General features: G+C 65.0%; 14 protein-coding genes. 8 read left to right on the top strand and 6 right to left on the bottom strand.

The annotated features are described in order from the left end of the window. Positions 1-2 precede the first annotated feature (2 nt). The 3 genes from AC1RQK_RS30545 (at position 3) to AC1RQK_RS30555 (ending at position 3,786) form a co-directional block, all read left to right on the top strand. Positions 3-290 carry a hypothetical protein gene (locus tag AC1RQK_RS30545; protein WP_492813047.1) on the top strand — a complete coding sequence of 96 codons (288 nt, stop codon included), beginning with the start codon at positions 3-5 and terminating at the stop codon, positions 288-290. A 414-nt stretch (positions 291-704) separates the two neighbouring features. Then, the gene (locus tag AC1RQK_RS30550; protein WP_492813048.1) at positions 705-1,748 is read left to right on the top strand and encodes a transporter; all 1,044 of its coding nucleotides are present in this window, start codon (positions 705-707) and stop codon (positions 1,746-1,748) included. Positions 1,749-1,797: 49 nt separating this feature from the next. Continuing rightward, on the top strand, positions 1,798-3,786 hold the full coding sequence (locus tag AC1RQK_RS30555; protein WP_492813050.1) for an alkyl/aryl-sulfatase: 1,989 nt from the start codon (positions 1,798-1,800) through the stop codon (positions 3,784-3,786). A gap of 23 nt (positions 3,787-3,809) precedes the next feature. Here AC1RQK_RS30555 and AC1RQK_RS30560 read toward each other — a convergent pair whose 3' ends face one another. Genes AC1RQK_RS30560 through AC1RQK_RS30570 form a run of 3 tightly spaced genes read right to left on the bottom strand, consistent with a single transcriptional unit; the run spans position 3,810 to position 8,198 of the window. Continuing rightward, positions 3,810-5,402, bottom strand: coding sequence for a hypothetical protein (locus tag AC1RQK_RS30560; RefSeq protein ID WP_492813052.1), 1,593 nt, complete (start codon positions 5,400-5,402; stop codon positions 3,810-3,812). Continuing rightward, the gene (locus AC1RQK_RS30565; protein ID WP_492813054.1) at positions 5,380-6,657 is read right to left on the bottom strand and encodes an ATP-grasp domain-containing protein; all 1,278 of its coding nucleotides are present in this window, start codon (positions 6,655-6,657) and stop codon (positions 5,380-5,382) included. Before AC1RQK_RS30565 ends, AC1RQK_RS30560 begins: the two co-directional genes overlap by 23 nt. After that, positions 6,654-8,198, bottom strand: coding sequence for a pyridoxal phosphate-dependent decarboxylase family protein (locus tag AC1RQK_RS30570; RefSeq protein WP_492813056.1), 1,545 nt, complete (start codon positions 8,196-8,198; stop codon positions 6,654-6,656). Before AC1RQK_RS30570 ends, AC1RQK_RS30565 begins: the two co-directional genes overlap by 4 nt. A gap of 280 nt (positions 8,199-8,478) precedes the next feature. Between AC1RQK_RS30570 and AC1RQK_RS30575 the strand changes: the two genes are divergently transcribed. Then, the gene (locus AC1RQK_RS30575) at positions 8,479-9,873 is read left to right on the top strand and encodes an MFS transporter (protein WP_492813058.1); all 1,395 of its coding nucleotides are present in this window, start codon (positions 8,479-8,481) and stop codon (positions 9,871-9,873) included. 946 nt (positions 9,874-10,819) lie between these two features. Here AC1RQK_RS30575 and AC1RQK_RS30580 read toward each other — a convergent pair. The 3 genes from AC1RQK_RS30580 to AC1RQK_RS30590 form a co-directional block, all read right to left on the bottom strand. After that, positions 10,820-11,794: a Bug family tripartite tricarboxylate transporter substrate binding protein gene (locus AC1RQK_RS30580; RefSeq protein WP_492376752.1), complete on the bottom strand. Its 975-nt coding sequence runs from the start codon at positions 11,792-11,794 to the stop codon at positions 10,820-10,822. 163 nt (positions 11,795-11,957) lie between these two features. Next, positions 11,958-12,770 carry an SDR family oxidoreductase gene (locus AC1RQK_RS30585; protein WP_150993598.1) on the bottom strand — a complete coding sequence of 271 codons (813 nt, stop codon included), beginning with the start codon at positions 12,768-12,770 and terminating at the stop codon, positions 11,958-11,960. 106 nt (positions 12,771-12,876) lie between these two features. After that, the gene (locus AC1RQK_RS30590; protein WP_492376753.1) at positions 12,877-13,770 is read right to left on the bottom strand and encodes an IclR family transcriptional regulator; all 894 of its coding nucleotides are present in this window, start codon (positions 13,768-13,770) and stop codon (positions 12,877-12,879) included. Between the two features lie 439 nt (positions 13,771-14,209). Between AC1RQK_RS30590 and AC1RQK_RS30595 the strand changes: the two genes are divergently transcribed. From AC1RQK_RS30595 to AC1RQK_RS30610, 4 genes are read left to right on the top strand one after another with little or no spacing between them, the layout of a single operon-like run. Beyond that, on the top strand, positions 14,210-15,073 hold the full coding sequence (locus AC1RQK_RS30595; RefSeq protein ID WP_150993602.1) for a branched-chain amino acid ABC transporter permease: 864 nt from the start codon (positions 14,210-14,212) through the stop codon (positions 15,071-15,073). A 10-nt stretch (positions 15,074-15,083) separates the two neighbouring features. Next, positions 15,084-16,130, top strand: a complete 1,047-nt coding sequence (locus tag AC1RQK_RS30600; RefSeq protein ID WP_492813061.1) for a branched-chain amino acid ABC transporter permease — start codon at positions 15,084-15,086, stop codon at positions 16,128-16,130. Then, positions 16,123-16,887, top strand: a complete 765-nt coding sequence (locus AC1RQK_RS30605) for an ABC transporter ATP-binding protein (RefSeq protein ID WP_150993389.1) — start codon at positions 16,123-16,125, stop codon at positions 16,885-16,887. Before AC1RQK_RS30600 ends, AC1RQK_RS30605 begins: the two co-directional genes overlap by 8 nt. After that, entirely contained in the window at positions 16,874-17,581 is a 708-nt protein-coding gene (locus tag AC1RQK_RS30610) for an ABC transporter ATP-binding protein (protein ID WP_492813063.1), read from the top strand. Before AC1RQK_RS30605 ends, AC1RQK_RS30610 begins: the two co-directional genes overlap by 14 nt. Positions 17,582-17,833: the final 252 nt, after the last annotated feature.

The following is a 17,833-nucleotide window of genomic DNA, read 5'->3' on the forward strand; positions in this document are numbered from 1 at the left end:
GGATGAGCCGTGGCAAGCCATCGACCATCGTCGAATGGTTTCTGCATCAACGTCTTGGCAAGTCCAACCGGTTCACCCCCGAGGCCTGCCTGCGGCGCCGGCTCGCTCGCACTGCTGATTATCCGTTCAATCGCGTTGATGAACGGCTGCCCTGGGCCATAGCCGACCGGCCTTTGGCGCCTGTCACTCTTACCCAAGAAAATGTACCTGCTTCCGCTATCGCTATCCCTGATTGCACTCAGTTCCGGCTGCGCTTTGACGCCCGAATCCATGATCCGGTCTCAGCTTGACGAAGCGGTGGCGAAGGCGGAGAGCATGGCAGTCAGTGACTCCCGAGATAGGAGCAACTGCAAAGCGTCCCCCAAGACCTGGCGCGCACCAATCCACTCGCTAACGCAGGATATCCGCGTACGGAGATGCGAGACCGTCTACTACTATTTCGCCACCTACGCACAATTTGTGGGAGACGTCTACCCAATCGCCTTTGCGCCGGGCATCGCTTTCGTTGGGTCCGAGGATCTTCTCACGGGTGAAAAGGGAATGGCCGACTAGCCTTGTGCAGGCAGCCGTAAGGCATCGCTTTGGCGCCCATTTTCCAGGCTTCAAGCTCGTTGTCATTTACCCAAGCTCGTCGTCACACATCAGCCGGTCATCCACCGATGATCACTTATTGCGTTTCACTTCGCATCAGATTGGGAGCATTCATGCGAAATAGCATTACCCCGGCCGTTCGTTCCGTACGCCGCGCGCTGGGAAAACGCGCAATGACATGCGGCAAGAACGTAACGGACGCACGCACTTCGCGCGGGCCTGCATGGCATGGCCATCTCGACACCGTACGGTTGGCCCCATCGGCCGCGGCATTGTTGTTCGGCCTGCTGCCTGGTATTGCGGCTGCCGATGGCGCACGGGACTGGATGAATCTCCCGATCGACACGAATCTGGTCTATCTCTACTACAACCATGTTCAGTCCAACACGCAACTGGACACGACCCTTCCAGTGCAGGGGGTCAACGCCACCATGAACATGGCGTTGGTCCGCTATGCATATTCCTTTCCGGTGGCAGGCAAGACCGGTGGCATCCAGTTCCTGCTGCCCTACAGCTGGGCGAGCGCCAACGTCGATAGTTCCATGGCCCCGCTGGCGTCGCGCGAGTTCAGCAAGAACGGCGCGGGCGACCTGACCGTTGTGCTCGCGGCCAACCTGTTTGGCGCGCCGGCACTGACTCAGGAAGCATTTGCAAAGGCCACACCGCAGACGCTTCTTACCTCGGCCGTCTTCCTTACCGTCCCCACCGGGCAGTATGACCGGAACAAGCCCGTCAATTTCGGTGGAAATCGTTGGGTGATCAAGCCACAGCTTGCATTCAACTACCCTTTTGGCAAGTCGATGCTGTCCGTCAATGGCAATGTCTCGTTCTACACCGAGAACGGCGAATACTTCCAGCCGGATGGTCACGGAAAGCTACAGCAAGCGCCGTTAGGAACGCTGGAGGCGCACTACAGCTACAGCTTCAACCGCGCGCTGTGGGCGGCGGTGGACATGGTCTACAGCAACGGGGGGCAGACCAGAATCAACGGCATCAAGCAAGACAATGCGCAGAACACGCTCAAGCTTGGCGTCAGCGGAAGTTTCAATTTCACCCCTACGGATGCCGTGGCGGCTTCCTTCCTCAAGACCGTCAGCACGCCAGCAGGGGCCGCTAATGTGAAGGTCTTTTCCATCAGCTACAACCACGCGTGGTAGTAGTCGACATCCTTGCTGTGAATACCCATAACAAGAAGAAGCGATAAACATGAAGAACAGACTTGGTCCCCGGCAACGCCTGCTGGCAATGGCGTTCGCCCTGGCGAGCACCCCGGCACTCCTCTGCGCGCAATCCGCCCCGGCGCCTGGCAAACCTGCCACTGACCTGACCCGGCAAGCCAACGCCGCGGTGCTCAAGGCGCTTCCGTTCAACGACCGGGCCGACTTCGAATCGGCCCAACGCGGGTTTATCGGCACCACACCGGACCTTGTCATTCAGGCGGGGAACGGCAAGCACGCTGCCTGGAACCTGCCGGCGTACGATTTTCTCAAGGCTGAGACGGCGCCCGACACCATCAATCCCAGCCTGTACCGTATGGCCCAGCTCAATATGTTCAACGGGCTGTTCGCCGTTGTCGACCGCGTCTACCAGGTACGCGGCTTCGATCTGTCAAACATGACGATGATCGAAGGCGACACCGGACTGATCCTGATCGATCCGTTAATGAGCAGGGAAACCGCGAAAGCCGCGCTTGACCTGTATTACCAGCACCGGCCGCGCAAGCCGGTCGTGGCAGTGATCTACACCCACAGCCACGTGGATCACTATGGCGGCGTCGAGGGCGTCGTGAACGAGGCGGATGTCAAGGCTGGCAAGGTAAGGATCCTGGCGCCCGAGGGCTTCCTGGAAGAAGCGGTCAGCGAGAATATCTACGCCGGTACCGCCATGAGCCGCAGGGCCACGTATATGTATGGGTCGCTATTGCCGCGCGGGCCGCAAGGCCAGGTCGATGGTGGACTCGGCAAGAGTACCTCGCTTGGCGAGGTCACCTTGATCTCCCCCACCGATTCGGTGACAAAGACCGGCGAGACCCGCACGATTGACGGCGTGCAGATGGAGTTCCTGATGGCGCCCAATACCGAAGCGCCCGCGGAAATGCTGATCTGGCTGCCTCAGTTCCAGGTGCTCAACATGGCCGAGGATGCCACGCACACGCTCCACAACCTCTATACGCTGCGCGGCGCCCAGGTGCGCGATGCCAGGGAGTGGTGGAAGACCGTCAACGAAGCGGCCAATCGCTATGGCGTGCGCGCCAAGGCCGTGATCGCCCAGCACCATTGGCCGACCTGGGGCGACGCCATCGTGCCATTCCTGGAGAACCAGCGTGACATGTTCAAGTACCTTCACGACCAGACGCTGAATCTTGCCAACCAGGGCTACACGTCGGTGGAAATTGCCGAGATGCTGAAACTCCCCGACAGCATTGGCAAGCAATGGTACAACCGGGACTACTATGGCTCGGTCAATCACAACGCCAAGGCGGTCTACCAGCGTTACCTCGGCTGGTATGACTCCAACCCCGCAAACCTGTACAAGCTGCCGCCCACCGAGGCAGCCGTGCGTTACGTGGCGTTCATGGGCGGCGCGAAGCGCGTCATCGACAAGGCCCGGCAATCGTTCAAGGAAGGCGACTATCGCTGGGTGGCGGAAGTGATGAACCACGTTGTCTTTGCCGATCCGGATAACAAGGAGGCGCGCGAACTGGGCGCCGATGCGCTGGAGCAGCTCGCCTACCAGACCGAGAGTCCCACATGGCGTAACGAGTTCCTGATGGGCGCCCTGGAATTGCGGCGCGGCACCGTCAAGCTACCGGGCGCCGGCGTGGCCTCGGCGGATACGGTGAATGCGATGACCGCCGACATGATCCTGGACTACGCCGGCATCCGCCTGAATGGGAAGAAGGCAGCCGGGAAGACGCTCAATGTCAACTGGATCAATCCGCAGACCAACGAGCAGTACGCGATCGAGCTGCGCAATTCGGTCCTGATCTATACCGTCGGGAAACAGCTCCCCAAGGCGGATGTCACGATCACAACCAACAAGCTCGGCCTGGCCAGCGTGCTGGGCGGGGCGACCACACTGAGCAAACTGTCGCAGGCGGGAGGGGCAAAGGTGGAAGGCGCTGGCGAGAAATTCGACGAACTCGCCGGCATGCTCGACACATTCAAGCCTGACTTCAATATCGTGACGCCGTAGTCCGCGAGAAAACGCGAGTGTATTTATGAAAAGGCGGTATCCAGCACTGGCGCAACGCCAACGTCGCGCGTGGGGGTATGCACAAGGGCGGAGACCATATCCAGGCATGCCAGGGCCTGGCCGATGAGGTGCCGCTCCTGATCCGGGTCTCGCGCCGCCTGGACTACCAGCCTGGCGCTCATGCACAGCCGCAAGGCGCTGACCGGGACACCTGCCCTGTGGCCGCTGTCCACGGGCTGGCCAAGCTGGTAGGCCACGCCTGCGTCGGCGCTCCCCGGCGCCTGGACCCGGCGAAAGATGGCGGCCGTCTCCTCCCGGCTGAGCGCGGCCCTGCCGCCTCCCGGCTGGCATCGGTACAGCAGGAAGGGGTGAATGGTCTGGATCTCGTCCCAGTGGGATGGCGCGTTCAGCGCGGTGCGGTCCAGCGCCGGCACCGCCAGCGCGGCAAAGGCGGGATCGCTGCCCAGCCTTTGCTGGATGGCACTGGCAAATCGCCGCAGAATGCCAGCGGCTTGCCCGGCCGGCACCGCGAGGAATTCGCGCAGCTCGTGGATCGCAGCCTGCCAGCGCAGCAGCAGGCCGAAGTTCGCATAACTGCCGAGCGCCTGCGCGCTTGCCCAGCCTTGCGGCCATTCCTCGCGCGCAGAGTACAGGCGCAGCTCCGCCGGGACGCCGCGCTCGCGTAGTGTCTTGCCCATGGCCGCTGGCAGCAGCAAGGCGCCGGAAAACGAAGGCCCGGTCACAAACTTGGAGCCGGTCAGCGCCACCATGCAGCCGTTGCGCAGGTAGGCCTGGAGCGTACCCGGCTCAATGCGGAACTGGCAGGCGTCGACCAGGACCTGCACCGCCGAGGGCCAGCGGCGATGCAGCGCCGTCACGCACGCAATGCTCGGCGCGATGCATCCGGTCTTGGAGATGTCGATCTGCACCAGCAACACCTGGCGTCCGTCTTGCACGGCCTGGCTGACGAGCGCATCGATTTGCGCATCGACCACTTTCGCATCCCGCAAGCTGCCGTCCGCATTGCGGATCGGCACATCGAGGATGTCGCTGGCGCAGGCCTGGCTCAGCGACTCGCCCGGGATGGTGGTACGGCCCAGTGCGTTGTACGTGCTGAAGTGGCGCCCGGCGAGCGCGGCGGCCACGCCGCTGCCGCTCTCGGCCTCGCCGGCCAGGATCACCAGCGGCCGGCCCTGAACGCCGAGAACACCCGCATCGCCCGCATCGCTGCCGGCCCCATCGGCCGCCACCCGCGCGGCAACGCGCGCCGCGAGCAGGTGCACATCGGTGCCGGAAGCCGAGAAGACAAGCCCGGTGCCAAGCGCATCGCCAATGCCGCACAGCGCCAGCAACTCGCCGCGCAGCCGGTCCAGCTCGCGGCGATACAGCTCGGCCGCACTCTGGTGCGGCAGCGCCGCGGCAAGCCGGTTGCGCAGCACGTCCACCTCGGCGAACGCGGCGGGAGAAATCCCCGAGGACGTGGAGGAGCCAAAGGGAACCAGCCCCGTCGAGGCGAGCGGCTGGCAACCGTACTTGTTACGGCCGGTCTCCGGATCCAGCGCGATGCGGTGGTCCCCGCCGCTGACCAGCAGGTCAGCCGTCGATGGCAGCGGCATCGTGCGCGTCCATGCGGTCGGCATGGGCCTGGCTGGCGTTGATCAGCATGGTGCGGAACGCCGCGAAGATCTTGTGCATCTGCGGCTGCTTGTACGGGAAGAGGTCAACCGGATCGATATCGTGCACCACCATCGCCGTATCGGCCTCGAACACCAGCAACGCACCATCCGGCGTCTCGGCGCAATCCAGGCCCACGTAGTCAAGGCCCAGCCGCTCCTGGATCCGTGCGAGGGCATCCTTGTGGCGCAGCGCGAAGGTGTGGTCGAAGTCGCGCATGATGGCGGCTTCTTCATCCCGCTTGGCCGCGCTCTCGGCCATGCCGGCATTGAGATAGTGGATCATCCAGTGCTCCGAGATGCCGACGTGGCACACATAGGCGCGCCCTTCGATCAGCACCAGCCGGTATTTGCGGAACTGGCCGTCATCGTTCCGGTAATCGATGAAGTAAGAGACATAGAAAGCCGGCTCGTCCGTCTGCGCCAGGTAGCCGGCGAGTTCGGCCGCGTCGCCGATCTTCTCCAGGCCCTTGCCCGCATGCGAGCCAAGCGGCCTGACGATGATCGGGAAAGCGCCCTCGCCCAGCACCGACGAGATCGCTGCCTGCCCGCTGGCGATGCCTGCCAGCACCTGGCGATCCACCCGCAGCGTCGGCGGCATGCACACGCCCGGCGCCGAGGCCAGCAACGACGCCGCCCGGTCCCGCGAGAGCTGTTGCAGGCGATCCGGCTGGTTCAGCACCGGGCGCGGCCAGATTGCCGCGAGCGCGCGCAGGTGCTCCAGCACGGGCTGGGTACGGTCGGATTCGCCAACCGCGATGAACAGCAAGTCGTGCTCCGGCACGGCCTGCGGCAGCGGGTTCTCCGGCGTGACGTAGAGCGCATCGAGCGCCACGTCGGAGTTGCCCAGCAGGCACTCCAGCGGCGTGTTGGCCATCAGGTCGCCCGACACCATGATGGCCAGCACGCGCAGGCGGGCTTCGCCATTGCGCAGGGTCGGCAAGTGATAGAGCTGGCGCGCCTGCAGCGCCTCGGCCTGCATGGTCATGGCCAACGCGTGATCGCCGATGAGCTGCAGGACCAGCGAGAGATCCATCAACGCATTGGCATCGTCCGGCTGCGCCTGCAGGTGGTTGATCAGCTCGGCGCCGAGCGGGCGCAGGTCCTCGTTCTGATGGGCCGCCCGCAGCAGGTGGCGCAGGCCGATCAGGGTGTCAGGGGCCGGCGTCATGTTGGCGGAATCAAGAATTGCGTTCATTGTGGTAGGCCGCTGGCTTCGGGAACGGGTACGGGTGATATGGCGCTCAGCGACCGGCCAAGCGCGAGAGTGGCGTTCAGCAAGACATCGATATCCTGCGGCGCGCTGCGATGATTGAAGAGCGCAACCCGGATCGCAAAGCGAGCGTCGAGCACGGTCGACGAAGGCGCGGCGAGGCCGGATTCCTGCAGGGCGACAACAAGATCGCGGTTGAGCTGTTCGATGACGCCGTTCGCATCGGCATCAACATTGGCGCTGGCATTCGCGCCGATAAAGCGGAAGCAAACGATGTTGAGCGATACCGGCGCCAGCAACTCAAGCTCCGGCTCGGACTCGATGCGCCGCGCGAGTTCCTGCGCCAGGGTGCAGGTGTGGGCGATCATGCCGCCCAGCCGCTCGGTGCCGTAGACCTTGATCGTGAACCAGGTCTTCAGCGCACGGAAGCCGCGCGACAGGTCCGGCCCGAAATCGCAAGGCCAGGGGGAGCCGGCCGCCATGCCGCGCTCGCCGCGGCTGAGGTACGTGCCCTCGTGCGTGGCAAAGGTGCGCAGGTGCAATTGCCGGTCGCGGACCACAAAGAAGCCGGCGTCATAGGGGACCTGCAGCCACTTGTGAAAATCGAAGGCGATCGAATCCGCCTGCTCGATGCCGCGCAGGCGCGGCGCCAGTTGGGGGCACAGCATGGCCAGGGCGCCAAAGGCACCATCGACATGAAAATGCAGTTGCTCCCGGCGGGCAATGCGCGCGATCTCGGCCAGGTCGTCGATGGCGCCCGTATCCACGGTGCCGGCGGTGCCCACCACAAGAAATGGCTGCAAGCCGGCGGCGCGATCGACGGCAATAGCGGCGGCAAGGCACGCCATATCCATGCGCCCCATCTCGTCAACGGGAATCGAGCGCAGATTGTCCTTGCCGAGGCCGGCCAGGTCCATGCCCTGGGCGATGCAGCCATGCGCCCGGGTGGAGGTGTACGCCGTCAGGGGCCGCGATGTCTGCCCCATGCCGGTTGACCGTACCTCGGACCCGAGCGCCCGGGTCCGGGCGACCAGCACGCCGGACAGGTTGGCCATGGACGAGCCGGTCAGGAACAGGCCGCTGGCATCCGCGGGAAAGCCGAACAGCTCGATCACCCAGCGCAGCACCTGCCACTCCACCTCCACCGGGATATGGTCGCGCCCGCCCAGGTTGGCATTGAGCCCGGCCGCCAGCATTTCCGCCAGCATCCCGACCGGCGTGCCCCCGCCGTGCACCCAGCCCATGAAGCCGGGATGCGCGTTGCCCACGGCAAATGGCAGGATGCTGTCCATGAAGGTCTCATGCACCTGATCCAGCCCGCTGCCCTCCCGCGGCAGGGACTCGCGGAAGCGTGCGCGCACCGCGTCGGGAATCGGCTGCCAGACCGGGCGGGCACGGATGCCCTGGAGGTGGTCCAGCATATCGTCGAGCATGCTGTGCCCCTGCGCCCTCAGCGCGCTCCAGTCGACGGGATCGAGACTAGTGGTGACTGGCTGCCAGCAGCCCTGGGTGGTTGGTGTTGACATGGCTAATGGCGGTCCGGAAAACGCTGCGTCCCCATGGGAGGTGCGGTTCGCGACCTGGTTTCCGGGACATCGTGCCGGGGATCATAGCGCTGGGCCAGCAGGGCATTTGGTGGAGTACGGCCGGTTTTCCGCCCTATTTCTCTGCGACCGAAAAACAACACTGCCGGCGCTGCCTTACCACATTCCAATCATTTGCGAGTGCCGCTCCGCGAGACGATAATTGTGTCGTCAAGCATCTAATGTATTGCTCGCGCCACTCCTTCAGCAGCCGCCCTCCCTCATGCAGCCACACCAAGGCTTACCCTATCCCCAACGCTCCTGGGCCATCCTCACCGTGTTTTGCGGCCTGATCATGGCCGTGCTCGATGGCTCGATCGCCAATATCGCGCTGCCCTCGATCTCGCGCGAGCTGGCGGCCGACCCGTCCAGCACCATCTGGGTGGTCAACGCCTACCAGCTCACCGTCACGGTGTGCCTGCTGCCGCTATCCTCGCTGGGCGACATCCTTGGCTACAAGCGCGTGTACCGCGGCGGCCTGGCGATATTCCTGGCGGGCTCGCTGTTGTGCGCGCTGTCGCCCAACCTGCCGGTGCTGGTGGCCGCGCGGGTGCTGCAGGGCATCGGCGGCGGCGGCATCATGAGCGTGAACACGGCGCTGGTGCGCTTTATCTATCCGCCCACCAAACTGGGCCGGGGCATCGGGCTGAACGCGCTGGTGGTGGGCATCACCATTGCCGTGGGGCCCTCGGTGGGCGCGCTGATCCTGTCGGTGGCGAGCTGGCCGTGGCTGTTCGCCATCAACGTGCCGGTGGCAATCTTTGCGCTCGCGCTGGCCCGCACCGCACTGCCGGCGACGCCGCCCCAGCCGCGCAGCTTCGACTATCGCAGCGCGCTGCTCTCGGCCGTGGTCTTTGCCTTGTTCATCCTGGGCGTGGACGGCGCGGGCCACGCGCAATGGCGCCCCGCCGCCGCCGCCGGCCTGGTGGTGGCAGCGTTGCTGGGATGGTGGCTGGTACGCATGCAGCGCGGCAAGCATGCGCCGCTGGTGCCGGTGGACCTGTTCGCCAGCCGCGCCTTCACGCTGGCGGTGGGCACGTCGTTCTGCTCCTTCATGGCGCAGATGCTGGCCTTCGTGGCGCTGCCCTTCTACCTCGAATACCAGCTTGGCCGCACGCTGCACGAGACGGGGCTGCTGATCACGCCGTGGCCGCTGATGGTGGCCATCATGGCGCCCATCTCGGGACGCCTGTCCGATCGCTATCCCGCCAGCATCCTGGCCGGCATCGGGCTGGCCTTGCTCGGGAGCGGGCTGATCGGCCTGGCGACGCTTGGGCCGGAAGCGTCCAGCTTTGCCGTGTGCTGGCGCATGGCCATGTGCGGATTGGGATTCGGGCTATTCCAGTCACCGAACAACCGCGCGATGATTGGCGCCACGCCGCCGGCGCGCAGTGGCGGCGCTAGCGGGGCGCAGGCGACAACGCGGTTGCTGGGGCAGACCACCGGGACAGCTGTTGTGGCGTTGTTGTTTAGTGTTGATGCCAGCGGGGCGGCTCGGGTGGCGCTTTTTGTTGCCGCGGGGGTGGCGCTTGTGGGGGCTGTGGTTAGTTTTAGCCGGTTGCGGAGTGGGAGTGGGCCTGCGGTGCGGGTGGGGGTGGCGGCTGAGGCGGATTTGTGATTTTTGTTGGCGGTGGTTTTTGGGGCCAGGGGCTATATGACGTCGCCCTGCTGGGGGGTGTCGCCGTTTATTTCTTCGGCGTTGGCCTTTGCACCCAACAGCCATACGACATCCCCCTGCGGGGGCTGCCGGTCACTCTTCTTTGCGTCGGCAAAGAAGACTAACGAGAAGAAAGCCGACCCTGCCGGGGGCAGAGCAATCAGGCTTATGTGGGGCGGTGGTTGCGTCGTACGGCCCGGAGTATTGGCTAGCCGATCCTACCGGCCCCAAGGACATCATTTTTGCATGACCCATGGGTTACGTGGTGCGGCCCCTGACCTCGTGCGCGGTGACCGTTCCCACATCTGCCGTTCGCGGGGCGAAGTGCTGCGCCGTTTCGGGTGTGGCTGGTTTCGTGGTTTTGTCTCGGAGGACGAGCGCCGTGGGTGTGAGCGCGGCCCTCGCGCACGGGCCACGGTGCCCACCACGAAACCAGAGGGGGATGAAGCAAGGTGCCGCTCGCGCCGGTACGGCAGGGCATCAAATGGCCGGGCGCCCGCCGTCAGAGACAAAACCACGAAACCACCAGGGCCGGCAGGATCGTGGCGCTGCGCACCGCGAACGGCAGATGCCCGAACGCGCACCGAGCAAAGCGATCAGGGGCACCACCACGTGACCATTGGGTCATGCAGTAGAGATGACCTCCAAGCCGGTATGGCAAAGGCCAGCCAACACTCCGGGCCGTACGACGCAACCACCGAGGCCCAAATAGCCCGATTGCTCTGCTCCCGGCAGGGTCGGCTTTCTTCTCGTTAGTCTTCTTTGCCGACGCAAAGAAGAGTGACCGGCAGCCCCCGCAGGGGGATGTCGTATGGCTTTTGGGTGCAAGCGCCATCGCCGCTCAAACAAACAGCGACCAACCCCGCAGAGCGACGTCGTATAGCCCCTAGCCCCAAAACCAACACCTTTACTCCGCCTTAGCCCCCGAATCCCTCACCACCTTCGCCCACTTGGCAATCTCAACCTTCTGATAACCCGCCAACTTCTCCGGCGTACCAAGAATAGGATCCAGCCCCAAGGTCTTGAGCTTGGCTTGCACATCGGGAAGCTGGTAAATCCGGTTGAGCTCGGTGTTCAGCTTGGCGATCACATCCTTGGGCGTATTCGCCGGTGCAAAGATCGCAAACCACGAGTCCGCATCAAACCCGGGCAGCCCCTGCTCTGCCAGCGTGGGAATATCCGGCGCCGAATGCGAGCGTTTCGCGCTGGTCACGCCAAGCGCCCGCACCTTGCCCTCCTTGATCACCGGCAGCGCCGACGGCAGGTTGTCGAACATCATGCTGATATGGCCGCCGAGCAGATCGGGAATGGCCATGGCGCGGCCCTTGTAGGGCACGTGGGTGAGCTTGACCCCAGCCAGGGAGTTGAACATCTCGCCCGCCACATGCGGCGAGGTGCCGATGCCCGGCGTGCCGAAAGTCAGGGCGCCCGGCTTGGCCTTGGCCAGCGCGATCAGCTCCGCCACGTTCTTGGCCGGCACGGAAGGGTTGACCACCAGCACGTTGGGCGTGGAGGCGACCAGGATCACCGGGGTGAAATCCTTGACCATGTCGTACGGCATCTTGCTGTAGAGCGCGCCGTTGATGGAGTGCGTGCCGACCGTGCCCAGCGCCAACGTGTAGCCATCCGGCGCGGCATGCGCGACGGACTCGGCGCCGATGTTGCCGCCAGCGCCCGGCTTGTTGTCCACCACCACGGGCTGGCCCCACGAGGGTGAGATTTTTTCGGAGAAGATGCGCGCCAGGATGTCGGGCGCGCCGCCGCTGGGAAAGCCCACCACCATCCGGATGGGCTTGGAAGGATAGGTGTCGGCATGGGCCGAGGGCACGGCGAAGGTGGCGCAGGCGGCCAGGACGGCAGCTGCGAAAGGTTTGCAACGCATGGTGTGTCTCCCGATGTTCGGTTTTATTCTGGTGTCGGACTGATCTTGCACGCGGCCAGCGCAAAGGGGCGAAGGGGCGAAGCCTTGCACCCGTGCGCCGGCAGCGGTAACTCAACTGACTGTTCTGACTGTTCTGAACGTTGCGCGGGGTTTCACGCCACGCCTAAACCACCGTGCCGCCGAACTCCGCCATCACTTTATCGTGCAGCCGGCGCATTCCCTTTAGCCAACGATCGTAATCTTGTCCTTTGCGCTGGTAATACTCGAGCACTTCCGGATGCGGCAGGATCAGGAAGCGCTCGTCCTTCACGCCTTCCAGCGTGACCTGTGCCACGTGCTCGGGCGTGACCGAGCCGGCCTGCAGGAAGCCCTTGCGCTCGCCATCCTCGCCGAACAGCATGCGCGTCTGCACGCCCTGCGGGCAGATGCAGCTGACCTTGATGCCGCGATCGCCGTAGGTGATCGACAGCCACTCGGCAAATCCGATGGCGGCGTGCTTGGTCACTGCATAGGGCGCCGAGCCGATCTGCGACAGCAGGCCGGCGGCCGATACGGTGTTGACGAAATAGCCATCGCCGCGCGCCAGCATCTGCGGCAGCACCGCGCGCGAGGCGTGGATGTGGGCCATGACGTTGATCTCCCAGATGCGCTGCCATTCCTCGGCGCTGGCATCCAGGCCCTTGCGCAGGATGATGCCGGCGTTGGAGCAGAACACATCGATCTGGCCGAAGCGTTGCGTGGCCTCATCGGCCAGCGCCTGCACGGCGGCAGCATCGGCCACGTCGGTTTGCTGCGCGAACACCTGGCAGTCCGGGCTGGCCTTGGCCACTTCCTCGGCTACCGCCTGCGCGCCCTTGCCATCCAGGTCGGCCACGGCCACGCCGCGCGCGCCGCCGGCGGCAAATGCCAGCGCCAGCGCGCGCCCGATGCCGGTGGCGGCACCCGTCACCACCACGGTCTTGTTGCGAATCTCCATCTTTGTCTCCTTTGTTTGCTATGTCTGTATTGCCAGCTAGATGTGTGGCCCTGGGGCCGTGAGAAAGCGATACGTGGCGATGGCATCGATGGCGCGCATGGCACAGCTATCCACGCCCCTGCCACAGACGGCTCTGCAGCGCTTCAGCAAGTTCGCGGATGCGCGGGCCGAGATTGCCGTCGAGGATTTCCGGCGTCAGCCGCGTGGCCGCGCCGCCGATGTTGATGGCCAGCACTTCCGCGCCGTCTTCGAGCACCACGGGCGCGGCCGCGCCGCTGACCGTGCGGTCCCACTCCGCGTGGGCCAGGCAGAAGCCGCGCTTGGCGTAGTCGCGCAGCGCGCGCTCGAGCTTGATGCGGATCGCGGGCCAGCGTGCGCCGTAGTGGCGCTCCAGGTCGGCCAGCACGGCGGCGCGCCGCTCCGGCTCCAGCCCGGCCAGCCACGCGCGGCCAATGGCGGAGGTGGCGGTGGGCAGGCGCGAGCCGGGCGCCAGCCGCATTACCAGCGCGCCGCGCGGCTGGCAGACTTCCAGGTACACCATCTCATGGCGGTCCGATGTGGCAAGCGCCACCGTGCAGTCGGTGGCAAACGCCAGCGATTGCATCAGCGGCTGCGCGATCTCGCGGATGCCCGAGCCGGCGAGGTAACGCTGGCCAAGCACCATCGCGCCCTGGCCGAGCCGGTACTTCTCCAGCGACGCCGAGTAGATCAGGTAGCCCAGGCTGGTGAGCGTGTAGGTCAGGCGTGAAACCGTGGGACGCGGGATGCCGGCGCGCCGCGCCAGTTCCGCATTGCCAAGGTAATCGTCGTGCGGGCCGAAGGCGCGCAGCAGGTCCAGCCCACGCGCCAGCGCGGTGACAAAATTGCGGTCGTCACGGTCGATGTCCGGTTCGCCACCGTGGTGCGGCGCATCGGCGGCGCGCACAGGCGTGGCATGCGCGCCGCCGGGCAAGCAAGCGGAGGAGGCAGGCGAGAGCGGGATCGACGAGGTGCGCTTCATACGTGGCGATAACGCTTGGCTACTGGGTGCGGGAAGCAGACCTGTGGCCGCCTTTGGAGATGGCGGGCCGGAGGTAAGCCGGCTATTTCGCTGTGCGGAAGACTATTCCGTATTTCTTGACTGTGCCTCAGGCCGTATGCAACAGTCAATGAAAACGAACGATCGTGCTGGAACATACCTACGCAGACATGCGTAGCGCTTCACGGTACACGACGACACCGCACCCGGGGCCTGCACGGCAGGCCATTGCCGCATCGCACAGGAGACCAAGCATGCATCACGCCATTCACCAGGCCGCACCGCCCCGCGGCTGACTTTCGCCCCGCCTGACCAAGTGGCCCCCGCATTGTTTTTTGCGCGGCGCCGCCATTTCCACGCAGCCCGCAGCGCGGCTTGCGTGCCTTCGTTCGTGATTCGAAAAGTCGCATGAGGTAAGCCCGTGACATTGTTTCTTCAACAAGTCCTCAACGGCCTGACGCTGGGCGGCGTATATAGCCTGGTGGCGTTGGGCCTGACGCTGGTCTACGGCATCCTGCACGTGCCCAATTTCGCGCATGGCGCCTTCTACATGGCAGGCGCCTACGTCTCGTACTACTTGATGACGTCGCTGGGCATGAACTACTGGCTGGCGATGGGCGCCGCCGCCATCGCGGTGGCTGCGCTGTCGATGCTGGCCGACCGACTGGTGTTCCATCCGCTGCGCAACGCGCCGGAGCTGCACGACATGATCGCCGCCATCGGCATCATGCTGTTCCTCGAAGCCGGCGCGCAGGCAATGTGGGGCGCCGACTTCCATCGCATGCCCACGCCTTATGGCCAGATGGTGGAAGTGATGGGCCTGACCGCGCCGGCGCAACGGCTGCTGATCATCGCCGCCGCCTTCGGGCTGATGGTGCTGCTGCACCTGTTCCTCACGCGCACCGTGACCGGCTCCACCATCGTGGCGATGGCGCAGAACCGCGAGGGCGCGGCGCTGGTGGGCATCGACGCCACGCGTGTCACGCTGCTGGTGTTTGCCATCTCCGGCGCGCTCGCCGCCATTGCCGCCACGCTCTACGCGCCGATCAACCTGGTCTACCCGAGCATGGGCAACCTGGTCATCACCAAGGCCTTCGTCATCATCATCCTCGGCGGCATGGGCAGCATTCCCGGCGCCATCGTGGGCGGACTGATCATCGGCATGGCCGAGAGCTTCGGCGGCTTCTACGTCTCGACGGACTACAAGGACATCATCGCCTTTGCGCTGCTGGTGCTCATCCTGTCGATCCGGCCCCAAGGCCTGTTTGCCGGCAAGGCCGCATAAGGAGCGCACCATGACAAAGACACTGCAAGGCAAGACCGGCTGGGCCCTGTTGCTGGCGCTGGCCATCGCGTTCCCGCTGGTCACGCCCAACAGCTACTACCTGACGGTGATGACGCTGGCCTTCATCTACGCCATCGCCACGCTGGGGCTGAACCTGATCACGGGCTACACCGGCCAGCTCAACCTGGCGCACGGCGGCTTCATGGCCATCGGCGCTTATACGCTGGGCATTCTCACGGTGGATCACCAGGTGCCGTTCTGGGCGGCGTTCGTGCTGTCCGGCGTGGTGTGCATGGTGGTGGGCTACTTCGTCGGCGTGGTATCGCTGCGGCTCAAAGGCCATTACTTCTCGATCTTCACGCTGTGCATCGGATACATCATCTACCTGCTGATCGAGAAGTGGGAAAGCCTGACGCACGGCACCGTGGGCCTGATCGGCATCCCGGTGCCGGCCTCGGTGGGCCCGCTCGCGTTCGACAACGTGCAGGCGCAGTACTACCTGGTGCTGTTCTTCCTGGTGGCGGGCACCTTCCTGATGCACCGCATCGTCACTTCGCTGCTGGGCCGCAGCTTCATGGCTGTGCGCAACAGCGACGCGCTGGCGGAGGCGCTCGGCATCAACCTGATGCGCACCAAGGTGCTGTCGTTCGTGCTGTCGGTGGGCTATGCCGGCTTTGCCGGCGCGCTGTACGCGGGCCAGGTGCGTTTTCTCGGGCCGGACATCGCGCGCACCGACCTGACCTTCGAGATGGTGATGGCGATGCTGGTGGGCGGCACCGGCACGCTGCTGGGGCCGCTGCTGGGCGCGGTGCTGGTGCCGTGGGTCACGCAGACGCTGCAGTTCCTGCAGGACTACCGCATGCTGGTGTTCGGGCCGGTGCTGGTGCTGCTGATCATTTTCGTGCCGGACGGCATCGTGGGCTCGTGGGCCAAGCGCCAGGCGCGCCGCGCCGCCGCTGCACGCCGCGGCGGCACAAGCCGCGTGCACCCGGCCGACGCGCCCGTCGCCGGCAACCCGAATGCAAACGCTGCGAACGCAGGGGCCGACCATGCTTGAGATCCGCAACCTGACCAAGAAATTCGGCGGCCTGAGCGCCGTGCACGATGTCTCGATCACCTTCGAGACGGGCCATATCAACGCCATCATCGGCCCCAACGGCGCGGGCAAGACCACCTTCTTCAACCTGATCGCCGGCACCCATGCGCCAACCTCCGGGCAGATCCTGCTCAAGGGCCGCAACGTGGCCGGCCTGCGCGCCGACCAGATCGCCCGCCTCGGCGTGGCCCGCACCTTCCAGGCCACGCACCTGTTCGACCGCGCCACCGTGCTGGACAACCTGATCGTTGGCCACCGGCTGCGCACGCAAGCGGGGCTGGCCGACGTGATCTTCAACACGCGCCGGCTGCGCGAGGAAGAGCGGCTGTGCCGCGCCAAGGCCGAGGAGGCGCTCGACTTCGTGGGCCTGGCGCACCTCGCGCATGAAGTGGCGGCGGACATCACGCAGGAAGAGCGCAAGCGCGTGGCCTTTGCGCTGGCGCTGGCCACCGATGCCGAACTGCTGCTGCTCGACGAACCCGCGGGTGGCGTGAACCCCGAGGAGACCGTGGGCTTGGCCGAACTGATCCGCAAGATGGTCCGCCACGGCAAGACGGTCTGCCTGATCGAACACAAGATGGACATGATCATGCGGCTGGCCGACAAGATCATGGTGCTGAACTACGGCGAGAAAATCGCCGAGGGGTCGCCCGCGCAGATCCAGCAAGACCCGCAGGTCATCGAAGCCTATCTGGGAGCCGACCATGTTGCAGCTTGAACGCGTTTCGCTTTCGTACGGGAGCTTTCGCGCGCTCGACAACATCACGCTGAACGCCGCCGCCGGCGAGCTGCTGGTGCTGCTGGGCGCCAACGGGGCTGGCAAGAGCTCGATCTTCATGGCGCTCAGCGGCATCCATCGCACCAGCGGCGGCAGCATGCGCTTTGACGGCCGCGAGCTGGCTGGCATGAAACCTTCGCAGATCGTGCAGGCGGGGCTGGTGCACTGCCCCGAAGGGCGCAAGCTGTTTCCCGCCATGAGCGTGCAGAAGAACCTGACGCTGGGCGCCTACGTGCACCGGCGCGACTCGGCCGGCATCAAGTGCTCGCTGGAAGAAGTCTTCGAGATGTTCCCGATCCTGCGGCAGAAAAAGGACGACCCGGCCGGCTCGCTGTCAGGCGGACAGCAGCAGATGGTGGCGCTCGGCCGCGCGCTGATGGGACGCCCGCGCACGCTGCTGCTCGACGAACCATCGCTGGGCCTGGCGCCACTGGTGGTCAAGCAGATGTTCGAGGTGATCCAGCGCATCAACCGCGCGGGCACCACGGTGCTGCTGGCCGAGCAGAACGCCTATGCGGCGCTGGGCATCGCCCACCGCGCGTATGTGATCGAGAGCGGCCGCATCGTGATGCAAGGCGACCGCGACACGCTGCTAAAGGATGAAGGAATTCGCCGCGCTTATATCGGTGGCTAGAGCGCGCCAAAGCCGTTGGAAATGACGACGGCAGTTACTCCCTCTCCCCTCAGGGGGAGAGGGGTGGGGAGAGGGGTGGCTTAGCTAGGAGCCACAAAAAGCAAAGCCAACGGTTTTGCGCAGCGCGGCGGCGCAATGATCGCCCGCCCTCTCCCCCAACCCCTCTCCCGCAAGCGGGAGAGCAACCGTGTCAAGCGGGCAGTTTGTTTTCCCACGGCTGACCGGTCTTCGCCATGGTATTGAGGACCGTCA

The sequence above is a fragment of the Cupriavidus sp. GW822-FHT02D05 genome (assembly GCF_058802485.1).